Origin of the sequence: Neisseria wadsworthii 9715, assembly GCF_000227765.1 — a bacterium.
GTDB classification, from domain to species: Bacteria; Pseudomonadota; Gammaproteobacteria; order Burkholderiales; family Neisseriaceae; genus Neisseria; species Neisseria wadsworthii.
In genome coordinates this window covers 1,092,949-1,107,520 of record NZ_JH165159.1, presented here as the reverse complement: position 1 = coordinate 1,107,520, position 14,572 = coordinate 1,092,949, and the positions used below count along the sequence as shown (strand labels likewise).

Here is a 14,572-nt window from a genome sequence, read left to right as displayed (position 1 = left end):
GCCTGTCTGAAAAAATGTTCAGACAGGCATGTGTAAACATTAATTGGTTCCTAGGCAAACACAGCAAGTTTTTCCACTGCAAGCCTTATGCCTACACGGCTACCCACATCCAAATTACACTCTGCAGACGTCTCTGCCAGCATGGTTTCACCACTTTCCAATTTCAGCGTGAGAATCAGGCAACGGCCTTGAAAATCCTGTTCTATTACTTCAGCCACAGCACCGCCTTCAACACCGACCAATACATTCTGCGGTCGCACAAACACTTGAACCATGCTGCTTTCAACACCGTTTTCCGGCATTAACGGCAATACGCCTGCTGCCGTTTTCACTGCGCCCCGTTCAATCGTACCCCCCAATAAAGCACCCTTACCGGTAAAGCGTGCCACCTCGGCGTCTACCGGATTGCGGTAAAGATTACGCGGCGTGTCCCATTGTTTCAATCGGCCCTCTGCCATAATGCCGATCTTGTCGGCCATAGCGAATGCTTCGTGCCTGTCGTGCGTAACCATCAGCGCGCTGGTGTTTTCCTGTTTGAGCAGGCGGCGCACCTCTTTAGAAAGCCGCATACGCAATGTAGAGTCAAGATTGGAAAACGGCTCATCCAGCAAAATCAGCTCCGGTTTAGGCGCCAACGCGCGCGCCAGCGCGACCCTTTGCTGCTGGCCGCCGGAGAGCTGGTGCGGATAACGGCTGCTATATTCCGGCATCCCGATAAGTTCCAGTAAACTTTCAATTCTTTTTTTGCGCTCGACGGCCGGCTGCTTGGCAATACCAAATGCGATATTGTCTTTCACACTGAGGTGTGGAAACAAAGCGTAATCCTGAAACACCATGCCCACTTTGCGCAGATGCGGCGGCATAAAAGAATGCCTGTCTGAAAGTGTGCGCCCTCTAAGAATAATGGTGCCCGAATCAGGCTGCTCAAAACCGGCTACGGATCTGAGCACTGTGGTTTTACCACAGCCTGAATGCCCGAGCAGACAGGCAATTTCACCTTCCTGCAACGCAAAACCGAAATCTTGCAGCACGGGTTTTTGGTCGAATGAAAGATTAAGTTGCGATACTTCCAGAATCATGATTTTTGCTCCGTGCGCGAAAACAGAATCACCGGAACCAATCCGGTCAATACAATCAATAAGGCCGGCAATGCGGCATTGGCAAACTGTCCTTCAATTGTGAACGCATAAACACGCACAGCCAGCGTATCCCAGTCGTAAGGACGGGTCATCAGCGTAATCGGCATTTCTTTCATCATATCGACAAAAGCCATCAACATGCCCGTGCCCAATGCCCCTTTAAGCAGCGGCAAATAAATCCGACGCAACACACCCGCGCCGTTATAGCCTAAAGATCGCGCAGCCTCTGCTTGCGACGGGCTGATGCGCTCCAAACCGGCCTCCACCGAAGCAAAAGCCACCGCTAAAAAACGGATCACATAAGCTGCCAGCATCACGGCCAAAGTGCCTTTGAATATTCCGGTCACTTCTTCCGGCAGCTTCAACCAATCAATCAACACATTATCCAACCAAGCCACCGGCACAAACACCCCCACTGCCAAAACCGTACCCGGAATGGCATAACCCAAAGTGGCCGCACGTGCGGAAAACGCGGCAAAGCGGCTTTTATCTACCCGCTTAGACAGTGCCAACAGCAAAGCCACCGCAGCAGCCAATAAGGCAGCCGCCATACTTGCCGCAAACGAATGCCAGGCATTTTCCCATAGCGAGGTATTGAAGCCGTCGTTAAATGTTTCATAGGCCCAAATCAAGAGTTGCACCACCGGAATCAAGAAAGCGAATGTCAGAAGCAAGGTGCAATAAGCAAAAGCCAACCACCCCGAGAAGGCCGGAAGTTTTTGGCGCTTGCGGTGCTGTATCCTGCCTGATTGGCTGTAACGCCGCCCGCCCCTACTTAACTGCTCCAACACCAACAATACAAAAACCGCCGTAATCAAAAGCGCAGCCAGCTGCTTGGCTGTTTCCAAAGAATAAAAATCAAACCAGGCCTGATAAATGGCCGTGGTGAACGTGTCGTAGCCGAACACGGAAACGGTACCGAAATCAGACAACACTTCCATCAACACCAACACCGTGCCGCCTGCAATCCAAGGGCGTGCCATCGGCAAAGCCACACGGAAAAAAGAGCGTGTAGGCGAAAGCCCTAATGAAGCGCCGGCCTCCAGCGCCCGCTGGCCCATGCTGCCGAACGCATTGCGTGCCAATAAATAAACATAAGGATAAAAAGTAAGGCTCATCACAACTGCCAAGCCGAAACCGTTGCGGATTTCAGGCAGGCCTTGTTCAAACCCACGGCTTTCCCGAAGCCAAGTGCTGATCGGGCCGGTGTAGTCAAACAATCCCAATTGGGTAAACGCCAACACATACGCAGGTACGGCCAACGGAAGCATCATCGCCCAAAAGAAGAAGCGCCGCATCGGAAAGTCATACATGGCCGTCAACCAAGCGCATGAAGTACCCAACACCGCTGTGCCGAAGCCCACGCCCAACACCAGCCAAACCGTATTTTTCACCAGTAAAGGCAATTGAAACTCAAGCAGAAACGTCCAAATTTCAGCATCAAATGTGCCGAAAGAAGCAACGATCACCCCCAGCGGCACAGCGATAGAGCATACACAAAGCAGCAGCCACAATCGCGGCAGCAGCAACTTACGGAACGCAGGTTTCATAAGCATCCATTAAACACAAACAATAAAGTAACCGTAGAAACCGGCTTCTGAACAGGCCGGCTTGAGAACCTAGTTAGTCAATCAACACATCAATACAAAGCAACAACGCCGCCATATTGAAATTAAATTGGCCGACCACAAAGACGATGTCATAAACCGATCGCTTAAATACGAAACAACCCGATAAATACACCTGTTATCAGGTAAATCCATAATAAAGCGCGCTATTATCATCAATTTAAAAACATGATGCAATAAAATACATCTTACTTCAATAAAAACGATAATTTATATTGTTTGCAAAAACTACTTAACCTATAATGCAAAGCGTTTGCAAGTTGGTTTTTTTTCGAACCATCCCATCGTGTCTAACAACACAATTTCAAATTCATTAAACAGAGGAATCAAAATATGATGAAAAAAGCGATTGCCCTTGCAGCTGCCGCAATCATTGCCACGCCCGTATATGCAGCAGAACTGGTGGTTTACTCTTCACGCGCCGACAATCTGCTCAAACCGATTGCTGAAGCTTATCAAAAGAAAACCGGCACAACCGTTAAGTTGGTTAACGATAAAGCCGGCCCGCTGATGGCCAAACTGAAAGCCGAAGGCAGCAATACCCCTGCCGACGTATTCATCACCGTTGACGGCGGCAACCTGTGGCAGGCTACCCAAATGGGATTACTGCGCCCTATCAATTCGGCAACATTAAAAGCCAATATTCCTGCTCACCTGCGCGACCCGAAAAACCAATGGTACGGCCTGTCTGTCCGCGCACGCACCATTTTCTATAACACACAAAAAGTTAAACCTTCCGATCTCTCTACTTACGCGGACTTGGCTGACCCAAAATGGAAAGGCCGCCTGTGTTTGCGCACTTCCGATAATGTGTACAACCAATCGCTTGTGGGCACCATGATTGCCAACCAAGGCGCACAAAAAACCACCCAAATCGTAAAAGGTTGGGTAAGCAATTTGGCTGCCGAGCCTTTCGCCAACGACACTGCCATGCTTGAAGCCATCGGCGCAGGCCGCTGCGATGTGGGCATCGCCAACACTTATTACTACGGCCGTTTAATGGACAAACAGCCTAATCTGCCGATCGGTATCTTCTTCGCCGACCAACAAGGCAAAGGCACACACGTTAACGTATCCGGCGCAGGCGTAGTGAAACACAGCAAAAAAGCAGCCGAAGCCCAAAAATTCATTGAATGGCTCAGCAGCAGCGAAGCTCAAAACCTATTCGCCGACCTGAACCACGAATATCCGGCCAATCCTAAAGTTAACCCTGATCCTAAAGTAGCTAAATGGGGTAAATTCAAACAAGACGTGATTAACGTATCCGTTGCCGGCAGCAACCAGAAAAAAGCTGTGATGCTGATGAAACAAGCAGGTTATAAATAACTATAACGGCTTATGGCAAAACAATGCCTGTCTGAAAAAAGGTTTCAGACAGGCATTGTCTTATTCGAAGTTTAAGAATGGGGCTGAAGTAGATTAGCCCCTAAACTTATTTTTGATACAAGGCAGTAAGCCGCAGACGGTACTGGTAGTACGGGACCGATTGTGTTGCTGCTTTAGCAGCTTACAAAATCGCTCTCTCTAAGCTAAGGGCAGCAACACCGTAGTAGAAATAAAGTTTATTTGCAATACACTTGTCATACTCAGCCAAACCCGAGTATAACGATAAGTGGTTGGAATGATTAAGAATGCCTGTCTGAAAAGCGGGGTTTCTTCACGCCCCGCTTTTAGCTTAATTACCAAGAATATTTCGCGCCTAGCCAAAACTGGCGCCCTGTTTTATAAGATAAATCGCGCTTTTTTTCCTGCCATTCCGGCGTGTAGACTTTTTTGCCGACGATTTTGCGGTTAAACACGTTCAACACATCCAGATTCAGCTCCAACTTCTGCGTTTTCGCCAGCGGTTTTTCCCACGAGAAATGCCAGTCTGCAATTAGCGCGGAATTATATTTGATTTGGTCGAACTTGCTCAGATTGCCGACATAACCTTGACACAATTGGGCACGTTCGGGGGTGCAGCGGATGTTTTCCCGCGTATATTCCACCGTACCGGGAGAGTAGCGCCAGCGTTGCGTCCAAGTTAAATGCCATTTGGGCACGGCCAACTCAGTTTCGACAAAAGCGTTCCACGGCTGGTTGAAATCCATCGCAGGCAGGTCGTAAGGATCTTTCAGCTTGCCGTCAACCAATACTTTTTTCACATCCCATTCGCTCCAGTCATAGTTTTGGAACGTGCCGATTTGGTTGGAACGGCGTTTGTTGTAATCGGCACCCGCACGCCAGCGGAACAAGGTCGGGCCGAGCTTCCACGGCTCGTTCAAACCGGCGGAAAAGCTGAAGGTGTCGTTGTCGGAACGGCCTGTATTGGTAAGTACGCGGTAGGTCAGGCCGTTTTCATCAGTTTTTTCCTTGGTTAAAAACTGGTTTCTGCTACTGCGGCGCACCCATTTCAATTGCCATTCGCTGTTGCCGATATGCTGGCGCACGCCCAGATTCCATTCGTTGCTGTACGGCGTTTTCAGATCGCTGCTGTCGTAACGAGGCTCTCTCAACTCACGCGATGTCCACGGATCATCCAGCTCGAAGCGGTCGAAATTACGTTGGAATAGATGTGCACTGCGCAGTTTGTAAGTCAGCATTTCACTGCCGTAATAACGGTTCGCTCCGCCAAACACATGAAATTTGGTCGGCTTCAAGGGTAAACGGTAGTCGAAAGCGAAACGGGGTGCGATGTCGGTATTTTTCAGAAAACCGTTGTAATCCAAACGGATACCCGGCTTCAAGCGCAGATTGCCTTTTTCGATATCGTCTTCAAAATAAAGGGCAAGATTATGCGTACCTACTTTGATATTGGCCGGATAATTGTAAGCATAGCCGGTAAAGAATTGTTCACCCGGAATACATTCGGTACAGTCCGTGCGGTCGGTCATTCTCGGACCGCCGTAAATAATAGTGGGCTTTTTACGCTCAAAACCTTTTTCGGCATATTCCGCTTCCCAACCGGCATTGAAACCGTGCTTCCAGCCGCCCCAATCCGCTTCGTTAAACTCAAAATGCTGTTGCAGATTAACGTGCTTGCCAAACGAACGGCTGGTACCAATGCCGCCGATAGCAGCTTCATCCACCTCGGGATGGGTTGTCCAGTTTATCGACGGCGTGTCGTCGTTGTAGCGGTATAAGTTGTCTTGATCGTAAGCGGTTTTTTCTTCCGTACTTCGATAGCTCAGTTTACTCTGCATCCTGCCGAAACCGGCATAGCGTTCCCAATCCAAGTCGAAACGCCAGCCGCCGCCGCTGTTGGTAAAACGGCCGTCTTTATAGTTGGCCGGATGGTAAGTGGCATAATGCGGAGAATACATCACCGTTGCCGATAGATTGTTGTCGTCATTAATGCGGTGCGCACCTCTCAACAAGAAAGTCTCCGCCAATCGCCTTTGCTTAGTCAACTGCCCCAGATGCTGGTGTAAAAACGGAATAGACGAACGCTGACGACTATATGAAAACAGCACGGCCGAATCTTTGCCGACAGGTTGATTCAGCGTGAGGTTGGACTCATGCTTGGTAAACTTTGGCTGCGTATTAGACGATTGCCCCGCGCGATATTCGTCGGCATACAGCGGATCGATATAATGGTGTGTCCAAGTGTGGCGTGTGGTACGGTATGACAGGCTGCCGAATGCTTTGTCCTTGTTTGCTTTAATTAAATCAGCATCCACCACGCCGCCGGTAAACCGGCCATATTTCGCAGAAATATTGCTGTCTTTAACCTTGATGTTCTCCACCAACGAAGGGCTTATCCAAAATGCTTGCGGATGCCCCGCAGGCAATTCACCCACTGTGTGCGTGTTTATTGTATCCGCATCCAGCTGCGTATTAGAGCCATTGTGCGCAGGATTCAGATTGCTGTCGTTGCTCACGCCGTCTATCGAAAAACGGTTGTTGTAAAACTTCTCTCCGTGAAACGAAATATTCGGCGGCGCAATTTCCCCAGCGCTGTCGGCCGTACCTTCGGTATTGGAAAACTGTACACTGTGGCTGGTGCGCAGCAAATCATTAATTGTGCCGTTTCCCTTGGGCGTAGCGGTAATTCTGTCTTGATTCCACACATTTCCTTCCGACTTGGCGGCGTAACCCTCTCCTTTCACGATAACCGTGTCTACTTTTATCATATTTTCTTCAGACGTCTCCGCCCAAACCGCTTGCGAAACAAAAGCCAGCGACACCCCTAAAGCTATTTTAGTTTTTCCCATGATTTTCAAGACTTCCCAAATATTTTGTTATAACATAACAATTATAAGTAAATTTTCGTATAGAGAGAAGATGAAAAGGTGTAGAAAACAAAAACGCCGAATAAGTTAATGAATTATATAAACTTAAATATAATAACAGTTTAGAGTAAACATACCTGCCGTTATATATGGCTTTGAAATTAATGAAGTATCAAGTCAAGCCCAAGTATTGCGGCAGATAACCGGAATAGTAACAATGCCTGTCTGAAACCATCTTTCAGACAGGCATTGTTACCAAAATATACTATTGCTTAAAAACGACGTTTTAGATTGCACGCTTGCATAATACTTACCGCCAATTCTTCAACCGATTTATGCGTTGTATTGGTAAACGCAATATTGTGGCGGCGGAACATCGCTTGTGCATCATTTACTTCGCTCTTACAGGTATTGATATTCGAATATCTGGAATCCGGGCGGCGTTCCTGACGGATTTCCTGCAAACGTTCGGGCTGAATTGTTAAACCGAAGAGCTTGTTTTTGAAAGGTTTAACCATTCGGGGTAAATCAGTAGATTCCAAATCATCAGGTGTGAGCGGATAGTTTGCCGCACGAATACCATATTGCAGAGCAAGATACAGGCAAGTCGGCGTTTTGCCGCTGCGCGACACGCCCATCAGAATCACATCCGCCGTTTCCAAATCTTTAGCACTGATCCCATCATCGTGGTTCAAAGAAAAGTTAACGGCTTCCATACGGGCATCATAACGATCAGTATCAGTGATGCTGTGCAGTTTACCGATTGAGTTACGCGCTTTCACACCCAATTCTTTTTCCAGAAGATGCAAAAAGGCATCAAAAAAACTCAGGTTTAAGCCTACACTGCTTTGTACGATTTTGCGTATATCAGGATCAATAATACTCGTAAACACCAACGGACGTTGCGCTTCCTGCTCCGCTGCATTGTTTATGATCTGAACCATCGCATGGGCTTTTTCCACGGTATCGACAAACGGATAGGTAACGCGCTTAAATTGCACCCCTTCAAATTGGTCAAGCAATGCCTCACCCATACTTTCGGAAGTCAGACCGGTTCTATCTGATATAAAAAATGCTCTGCGGCGCGACATGTTCTTCTCTCTTTAAAAATGGCTGGTTAATAAAATTCTCTACTAAAAGCGGGAATCATAACAATCTGCGGCATTTATTGAAAGCAGATTCAAACCCGCTACATCAAATTACAACGCTTTATCATTTAGCTTAAAATAAAAATAAAATGTCAAAATATATAAAAATTTAAAACAATAATCCAACAACTCCTCGTTTTATATAGTAAAAAACAGCGATTAATTTATTCATAAGCGCCTATTTTACAAAGAATTACATGTATTGTAACAAAAGATATTATTTAGTTTCATAAGCTTACCCAAAGCATTTTCCGCAATATTACAATTCCGGAAAAACTGCCGCTTATTTAAAAAAACATGACACAATCCGATTGACTGGTTAGAATGGCGCGGCAAAAGATTTAATTTTTCTTTTAACCCCTGCAATTGGATTAGAAACAATGTCTTCAAATTACGTTATCTGGTTTGAAAACCTGCGTATGACCGACGTGGAAAGCGTTGGCGGTAAAAATGCCTCTTTGGGCGAGATGATCAGTCAGCTTACAGAAAAAGGCGTCCGCGTACCTGGCGGCTTCGCTACCACAGCCGATGCTTACCGCGCATTTTTGGCACACAACGGCTTGAATGAGCGTATCTCTGCCGCTCTGGCTACTTTGGATGTGGAAGATGTAACCGAATTGGCACGGGTAGGTAAAGAAATCCGTCAATGGATTCTAGAAACCCCCTTCCCCGAGCAATTGGATCAGGAAATCGAAAGCGCATGGAACAAAATGGTTGCCGATGCGGGTACAGATCAAATCTCCGTAGCCGTTCGTTCTTCAGCCACTGCAGAAGATTTGCCTGATGCATCGTTTGCCGGCCAGCAAGAAACATTCTTGAATATCAATGGCTTGGACAATGTAAAAGAAGCTATGCACCATGTATTCGCTTCCCTCTACAACGATCGTGCCATTTCTTACCGTGTACATAAAGGCTTTGCCCACGATATCGTTGCATTGTCTGCCGGTGTGCAGCGTATGGTTCGTTCCGACAGCGGCGCCGCCGGTGTAATGTTCTCCATCGATACCGAATCAGGCTTTGAAGACGTTGTTTTCGTTACCTCATCATACGGCCTGGGCGAAACCGTCGTACAAGGCGCTGTAAACCCCGACGAATTCTACGTTCACAAGCCTACTCTGAAAGCCGGAAAACCTGCTATCCTGCGCAAAACCATGGGCTCCAAGATCATTAAAATGACCTTTACCGACAGTGCCCAAGCTGGCAAGTCTGTACAAACTGTTGATGTGCCGGAAGCAGACCGCAAACAATTCTCCATCTCCAACGATGAAATTATCGAATTGGCTAAATATGCCCTGATTATTGAAGAGCACTATGGCCGACCGATGGATATTGAATGGGGTCGTGACGGCTTAGACGGTAAACTGTACATTCTGCAAGCCCGCCCGGAAACCGTTAAATCTCAGGAAACCGGCAACCGCGTATTGCGCCGTTACAACCTCAGCAACAAAGGTGAAGTGTTGTGCGAAGGCCGTGCAATCGGTCAGAAAGTAGGCCAAGGTAAAGTACGCTTGGTTAAAGATGCTTCTCAAATGGATATTGTGCAAGCCGGCGATATTCTGGTTACCGACATGACCGACCCGGATTGGGAACCGGTAATGAAACGTGCGGCAGCGATTGTGACCAACCGCGGCGGCCGTACTTGCCACGCAGCCATCATTGCTCGCGAACTGGGTATCCCTGCCGTTGTAGGCTGCGGCAACGCATCTGAAGTATTGAGCGAAGGCCAAGAAGTTACCGTATCTTGTGCGGAAGGTGATACCGGTTTAATCTATGCCGGCTTGGCAAATGTTGAAGTAAATGACATTCCTCTCGACAACATGCCTGAGTCCCCCACCAAAATCATGATGAACGTGGGCAATCCCGAATTGGCATTCTCATTCTCCAACTTGCCTAGTGAAGGTATTGGTTTGGCGCGTATGGAATTTATCATCAACCGCCAAATCGGTATCCACCCGAAAGCTCTGTTGGAATTTGATCGCCAAGATGCCGACATCAAAGAAGAAATCACGGAGCGCATTGCCGGCTACGCTTCTCCTGTCGACTTCTATGTAGATAAAATCGCCGAAGGCGTTGCCACACTTGCTGCTTCGGTTTATCCGCGCAAAGTGATTGTGCGCATGTCGGATTTCAAATCAAACGAATATGCCGGTTTGATCGGCGGCAGCCGTTACGAGCCGCACGAGGAAAACCCGATGTTGGGTTTCCGTGGTGCCGCACGCTATGTGTCTGATGATTTCAAAGAATGCTTTGCTTTAGAATGTAAAGCATTGAAATATGTGCGCGACGAAATGGGCCTGACCAACGTTGAAATCATGATTCCGTTCGTTCGCACTCTGTCTGAAGCCGAGCTGGTAATCAAAGCCTTGAAAGAAAATGGCCTGGAGCGCGGCAAAAACGGCTTGCGTTTGATCATGATGTGCGAAGTGCCGAGCAATGCTTTGCTGGCAGAACAGTTTCTGCAATATTTCGACGGCTTCTCCATCGGCTCCAACGATATGACCCAATTGACTTTGGGTGTAGACCGAGACAGCGGCGGCCCGATTGCGGCAACTTTCGACGAGCGCGATCCCGCAGTAAAAGTGATGCTGCATCTGGCTATCTCTGCCTGCCGCAAACACAATAAATATGTAGGCATTTGCGGCCAAGGACCTTCAGACCATAAAGATTTTGCCAAATGGCTGGTTGAAGAAGGTATCGGAAGCGTATCGTTGAATCCTGATACAGTAATTGAAACTTGGCTGTATCTGGCTAACGAACTGAAGAAATAATGCCTGTCTGAAAAAACGCTGCTTGAAAAAGCAGCGTTTTTCTTTATTTAATCAATAGTTTTAAGACAGGCATTTCTCCTTTGATATAGTGAATCAACTTTCAATAGAACGTTCGTTATACTGAGGCTTGACGGTACCACTTAGTTTAACCATAGCCTCTCATGACCAACAACACCTGAACAATACCGTTTAACCGGTGCTTGGTTTTACAGTATTCTTCTTTCCTATATACTGAATCCCAATCCGGGCAGCCTGCATTTTAATCAAAATGAACTTGTAAACACGCTGCCTGAACTTTTTTCAACTCCACGGAGCATCTCATATGTTTAAAAAATGGCTGGCTACCTTAGCCCTCATTACATCCATGTTCGCTTTAAGCGGCTGCGGCTACAACACCATGCAAAGTCAAGACGAAGCGGCTAATGCTGCTTGGTCCGAGGTATTGAACCAATACCAGCGTCGTGCCGATTTGATTCCCAACCTCGTCAATACTGTTAAAGGCTATGCCAAACACGAAGAGGAAGTGTTCACCCGCGTAACCGAAGCGCGCAGCAAAGTAGGTAGCATTCAGATGACGGCAGAAGACGCTACCGACCCTGAAAAAGTAAAGCAGTACCAACAAGCCCAAGGCGAATTGAGCAGCGCATTATCCCGTTTATTAGTAGTTTCCGAAAACTATCCGCAATTGAAAGCCGACCAGAATTTCCGCGACTTGCAAGCCCAGCTTGAAGGGACTGAAAACCGCATTTCCCTGGCGCGCAACAATTACATCAAATCGGTTCAAACTTATAACACAACCATCCGCCAATTCCCTCAAAACATCACTGCAAAAATCTTCGGTATGAAAACCCGTGCCAACTTTACCGTAGAAAACGAAGCGGCGGTTTCTACTTCACCTAAAGTAGCGTTTTAAACAGAGCGGCTGAACGTACCCGCCTGACTACTTGATTTTTCAGACAGGCACCACCCGAAAGCCAATGCAAAAAGGAAAGCCATGTTATCTCTAACGCAACGCTTGGGTGCATTTTTGGCCATGATGCTGTGCAGCGTCTGGCTGTTTGCCGCCGAGCTGGCAAGCGTGCCGCCGCTTACCGCGCCCGTGATGGATACTGCGTACATAATGCAGCCGCAGGCGCGTGAAGAGCTGAATCAGCACTTGCTGCAATACAGCCGTGAAAAAGGCAGCCAGATTGTAATCCTTACCGTGCCCGCCATTGCTCCGGAAACACCATTCGATTACTCCGCCCGTGTGATGGAGCAATGGAAAATCGGTAGGGCAAACATCAGCGACGGCGTGTTGCTGCTTCTGGTGCGGGATGAACGCAAAACCCATCTTGCTGTAGGAAGAGGCTTGGAAGGTGCAATTCCCGATGTATATGCCAAGCGTATTCTAGAGGATGTTTTGCGCCCTCACCTGCGAAACGGTCAGGTAGATCAAGGTATTTTTGCAGCCACGGCACAACTGGAAAAACTAATCGCCGGCGAACAATTGCCTGAAGCGGCACATCCTAACCAAAACAGCGGCGAAGATTTTGGTGAAAGCTTTATTTTGCTGCTGATCCTTCCCTTTTTTGCCGGCGGTTTTTTGAAAGCCATTTTCGGGCGCACGGTTGGCAGCCTGCTCACCGGCGGTGTCATGTTCGGTGCCAGCATGTTGTTCGGTTGGGGCCCAATCATCGCAATCATTGCAGCGCTTGCGGGAGCTGTCTTATCTTTCCTTATCGGCTCCACAGCTTTTATTTCAGGCGGTGGTGGTAGAGGTGGCGGCTTTGGCGGCGGTTTCGGCGGGGGCGGCTGGAGTGGTGGCAGCTTTGGTGGAGGCGGCGGCTTCGGCGGTGGTGGTTTTAGCGGTGGCGGCGGCAATTTCGGCGGCGGCGGCGCATCAGGAGGCTGGTAATGAAACAAAACAGATTCAAACGTTTGTGGCAGCACTGGCTGCACCCACGCCAACGTGTCGAACGTTATTTCCCAACTCAGGATTTAAAACGCATCAGCGAAAACATAGGCCTGTCTGAAAAAAACCATCAAGGCCAGGTTCGATTTGTTATTGAATCCCGCTACCCTTCGGCCGCCATATTAAACGGCTTGAACACCCGCACGCGCGCGCGCCAATGGTTTGGAGAGCTAAACGTGTGGGATACCGAATTGAACACCGGCGTACTCGTTTATATTTCGTTTGCCGACCACGCAGTGGAAATCGTAGCAGACCGGGGCATCGCAGCAAAAGTAGGCGCGCAGCAATGGCAGGAAGTTTGCCAAAATATGCTGATGCATTTCAAACGCGATGAATTTGTAGCCGGCTTAGAACGCGGCCTGAAAGACGTTACCGCCGTGCTTACCGAACATTTTCCTCAATGTCCGCAAGAATCCGTGGATGAATTACCGAATGATGTGGTATTGAAATAGCAAATGCCTGTCTGAACAATTTTTTCAGACAGGCATTTTTTCATTTCAGCATGGCCTTAGCCGTTTTTGCCGCAAACCTGCAACCACTCTTGCAAAGCCGAACGCAGCTTGGCTACGCCCTCTTCAATTTCTTCATCTGTAATCAGCAGACTCGGTGCCAAGCGCAAGACGTTCGGGCCTGCCACCAAAATCATCAATCCATGTGCTAAAGCCAGAGCGTTAATCTCGCCTGCTTTACCGGCATAGTCGTCTGCCAATACACAGCCTATCAGCAAGCCTTCACCGCGCACGGTTTGGAATACGCCGTTTTCTTCACCTAATTCCGTCAGCATTTGCTTTAATTTCTCGCCCTGCCGGTTTACATGTGCCAGTGTTTTCGACATGTTGATGATGTCAAACGCTCTTGAGCCCACTGCACAAGCAAGCGGGTTGCCGCCAAAGGTGGTGCCGTGTGAGCCGGGGCCGAAGCTGGATGCGATTTTTTCGGTAGTCAGCATAGCGCCTATGGGGAAACCGCAACCCAATGCTTTGGCTGAAGTCATGATGTCGGGCTGCACGCCACTGTGTTCATAGGCAAACAATTTGCCCGTTCGCCCCATGCCTGTCTGAACTTCGTCAAAAATCAGGCAGGCCTTGTGCTCGTCGCACAAACGGCGCGCGACTTGCAGGTATTCTGCCGTGGCAGGCAACACACCGCTTTCACCTTGTATCGGCTCGATAATCACGGCGCAGGTTTTATCGCTTATTGCGGCTTTCAGTGCAGCAACGTCGTTGAACGGCACATGATTGATGCCCGCAGGAAGCGGCGCAAAATCCTGACTGTATTTCGGCTGCCCGCCCACACTCACTGTAAACAGCGTACGGCCGTGAAACGCATTTGCGCAGGCGATGATTTCGTTTTTTTCCGCACCGAAGTGATCGCGCGCGTATTTACGCGCCAGCTTCAGCGCGGCTTCATTGGCCTCGGCACCTGAATTGCAGAAAAATACTTTTTCCGCAAACGTTTGTTCAACCAGTTTTTGTGCCAACTCTTGTGCAGCACGCGTGGTGTAAATATTGGAAACATGCCACATTTTCTGCGCTTGCTGCGTGAGCGCTTCCACCAAATCAGGATGGCAATGGCCGAGTGCGTTTACCGCAATCCCGCCCGCCAAATCAATATATTCCCGCCCTTCGGTATCCCAAACGCGGCTGCCCGAAGCACGTTCGGGGATTACGGGTGCGAAAGAAAAATTCGGGGTAATGTAGTTCTGCATTATTTTCCTCTATTTT

Annotated in this window: 10 protein-coding genes; 5 read left to right on the top strand and 5 right to left on the bottom strand. The window is 48.4% G+C overall.

What is annotated here, in order from left to right:
- Positions 1–50: 50 nt before the first annotated feature.
- On the bottom strand, positions 51–1,079 hold the full coding sequence (locus HMPREF9370_RS05045) for an ABC transporter ATP-binding protein (protein WP_009116284.1): 1,029 nt from the start codon (positions 1,077–1,079) through the stop codon (positions 51–53).
- Positions 1,076–2,695 carry an ABC transporter permease gene (locus tag HMPREF9370_RS05040; RefSeq protein ID WP_009116283.1) on the bottom strand — a complete coding sequence of 540 codons (1,620 nt, stop codon included), beginning with the start codon at positions 2,693–2,695 and terminating at the stop codon, positions 1,076–1,078. The genes HMPREF9370_RS05045 and HMPREF9370_RS05040 overlap by 4 nt, the downstream gene beginning before the upstream one ends.
- A 405-nt stretch (positions 2,696–3,100) precedes the next feature.
- Between HMPREF9370_RS05040 and HMPREF9370_RS05035 the strand changes: the two genes are divergently transcribed.
- A complete protein-coding gene (locus HMPREF9370_RS05035; protein ID WP_009116281.1) occupies positions 3,101–4,093 on the top strand; it encodes a Fe(3+) ABC transporter substrate-binding protein in 993 nt (330 codons plus the stop codon).
- Between the two features lie 353 nt (positions 4,094–4,446).
- Here the strand turns inward: HMPREF9370_RS05035 and HMPREF9370_RS05030 are convergent, their stop codons facing one another.
- Together HMPREF9370_RS05030 and ppsR are read right to left on the bottom strand one after the other, a co-directional pair.
- Entirely contained in the window at positions 4,447–6,960 is a 2,514-nt protein-coding gene (locus HMPREF9370_RS05030) for a TonB-dependent receptor plug domain-containing protein (protein WP_009116279.1), read from the bottom strand.
- A 290-nt stretch (positions 6,961–7,250) separates the two neighbouring features.
- The gene (gene ppsR, locus HMPREF9370_RS05025) at positions 7,251–8,069 is read right to left on the bottom strand and encodes a posphoenolpyruvate synthetase regulatory kinase/phosphorylase PpsR (protein WP_009116278.1); all 819 of its coding nucleotides are present in this window, start codon (positions 8,067–8,069) and stop codon (positions 7,251–7,253) included.
- Between the two features lie 437 nt (positions 8,070–8,506).
- Between ppsR and ppsA the strand changes: the two genes are divergently transcribed.
- The 4 genes from ppsA to HMPREF9370_RS05005 all read left to right on the top strand — a co-directional run bounded on the left by ppsA (position 8,507) and on the right by HMPREF9370_RS05005 (position 13,300).
- On the top strand, positions 8,507–10,894 hold the full coding sequence (gene ppsA / locus HMPREF9370_RS05020; RefSeq protein WP_009116276.1) for a phosphoenolpyruvate synthase: 2,388 nt from the start codon (positions 8,507–8,509) through the stop codon (positions 10,892–10,894).
- Between the two features lie 322 nt (positions 10,895–11,216).
- A complete protein-coding gene (locus tag HMPREF9370_RS05015; protein ID WP_009116275.1) occupies positions 11,217–11,807 on the top strand; it encodes a LemA family protein in 591 nt (196 codons plus the stop codon).
- Between the two features lie 81 nt (positions 11,808–11,888).
- Entirely contained in the window at positions 11,889–12,791 is a 903-nt protein-coding gene (locus HMPREF9370_RS05010) for a TPM domain-containing protein (RefSeq protein ID WP_009116274.1), read from the top strand.
- Positions 12,791–13,300 (top strand): TPM domain-containing protein, encoded by a 510-nt coding sequence (locus tag HMPREF9370_RS05005; protein WP_009116273.1) that lies wholly within the window; start codon positions 12,791–12,793, stop codon positions 13,298–13,300. The genes HMPREF9370_RS05010 and HMPREF9370_RS05005 overlap by 1 nt, the downstream gene beginning before the upstream one ends.
- 56 nt (positions 13,301–13,356) lie before the next feature.
- On the opposite strand, the gene HMPREF9370_RS05000 is transcribed toward HMPREF9370_RS05005, so the two are convergent.
- Positions 13,357–14,556, bottom strand: a complete 1,200-nt coding sequence (locus tag HMPREF9370_RS05000) for an acetylornithine transaminase (RefSeq protein ID WP_009116272.1) — start codon at positions 14,554–14,556, stop codon at positions 13,357–13,359.
- Positions 14,557–14,572: the final 16 nt, after the last annotated feature.

What these genes read in the sequence shown, in the direction of transcription:
- HMPREF9370_RS05045 (WP_009116284.1), bottom strand. Translation starts at nt 1,079, where the DNA reads ATGATTCTGGAAGTATCGCAACTTAATCTTTCATTCGACCAAAAACCC.
- HMPREF9370_RS05040 (WP_009116283.1), bottom strand. Translation starts at nt 2,695, where the DNA reads ATGCTTATGAAACCTGCGTTCCGTAAGTTGCTGCTGCCGCGATTGTGG.
- HMPREF9370_RS05035 (WP_009116281.1), top strand. Translation starts at nt 3,101, where the DNA reads ATGATGAAAAAAGCGATTGCCCTTGCAGCTGCCGCAATCATTGCCACG.
- HMPREF9370_RS05030 (WP_009116279.1), bottom strand. Translation starts at nt 6,960, where the DNA reads ATGGGAAAAACTAAAATAGCTTTAGGGGTGTCGCTGGCTTTTGTTTCG.
- ppsR (WP_009116278.1), bottom strand. Translation starts at nt 8,069, where the DNA reads ATGTCGCGCCGCAGAGCATTTTTTATATCAGATAGAACCGGTCTGACT.
- ppsA (WP_009116276.1), top strand. Translation starts at nt 8,507, where the DNA reads ATGTCTTCAAATTACGTTATCTGGTTTGAAAACCTGCGTATGACCGAC.
- HMPREF9370_RS05015 (WP_009116275.1), top strand. Translation starts at nt 11,217, where the DNA reads ATGTTTAAAAAATGGCTGGCTACCTTAGCCCTCATTACATCCATGTTC.
- HMPREF9370_RS05010 (WP_009116274.1), top strand. Translation starts at nt 11,889, where the DNA reads ATGTTATCTCTAACGCAACGCTTGGGTGCATTTTTGGCCATGATGCTG.
- HMPREF9370_RS05005 (WP_009116273.1), top strand. Translation starts at nt 12,791, where the DNA reads ATGAAACAAAACAGATTCAAACGTTTGTGGCAGCACTGGCTGCACCCA.
- HMPREF9370_RS05000 (WP_009116272.1), bottom strand. Translation starts at nt 14,556, where the DNA reads ATGCAGAACTACATTACCCCGAATTTTTCTTTCGCACCCGTAATCCCC.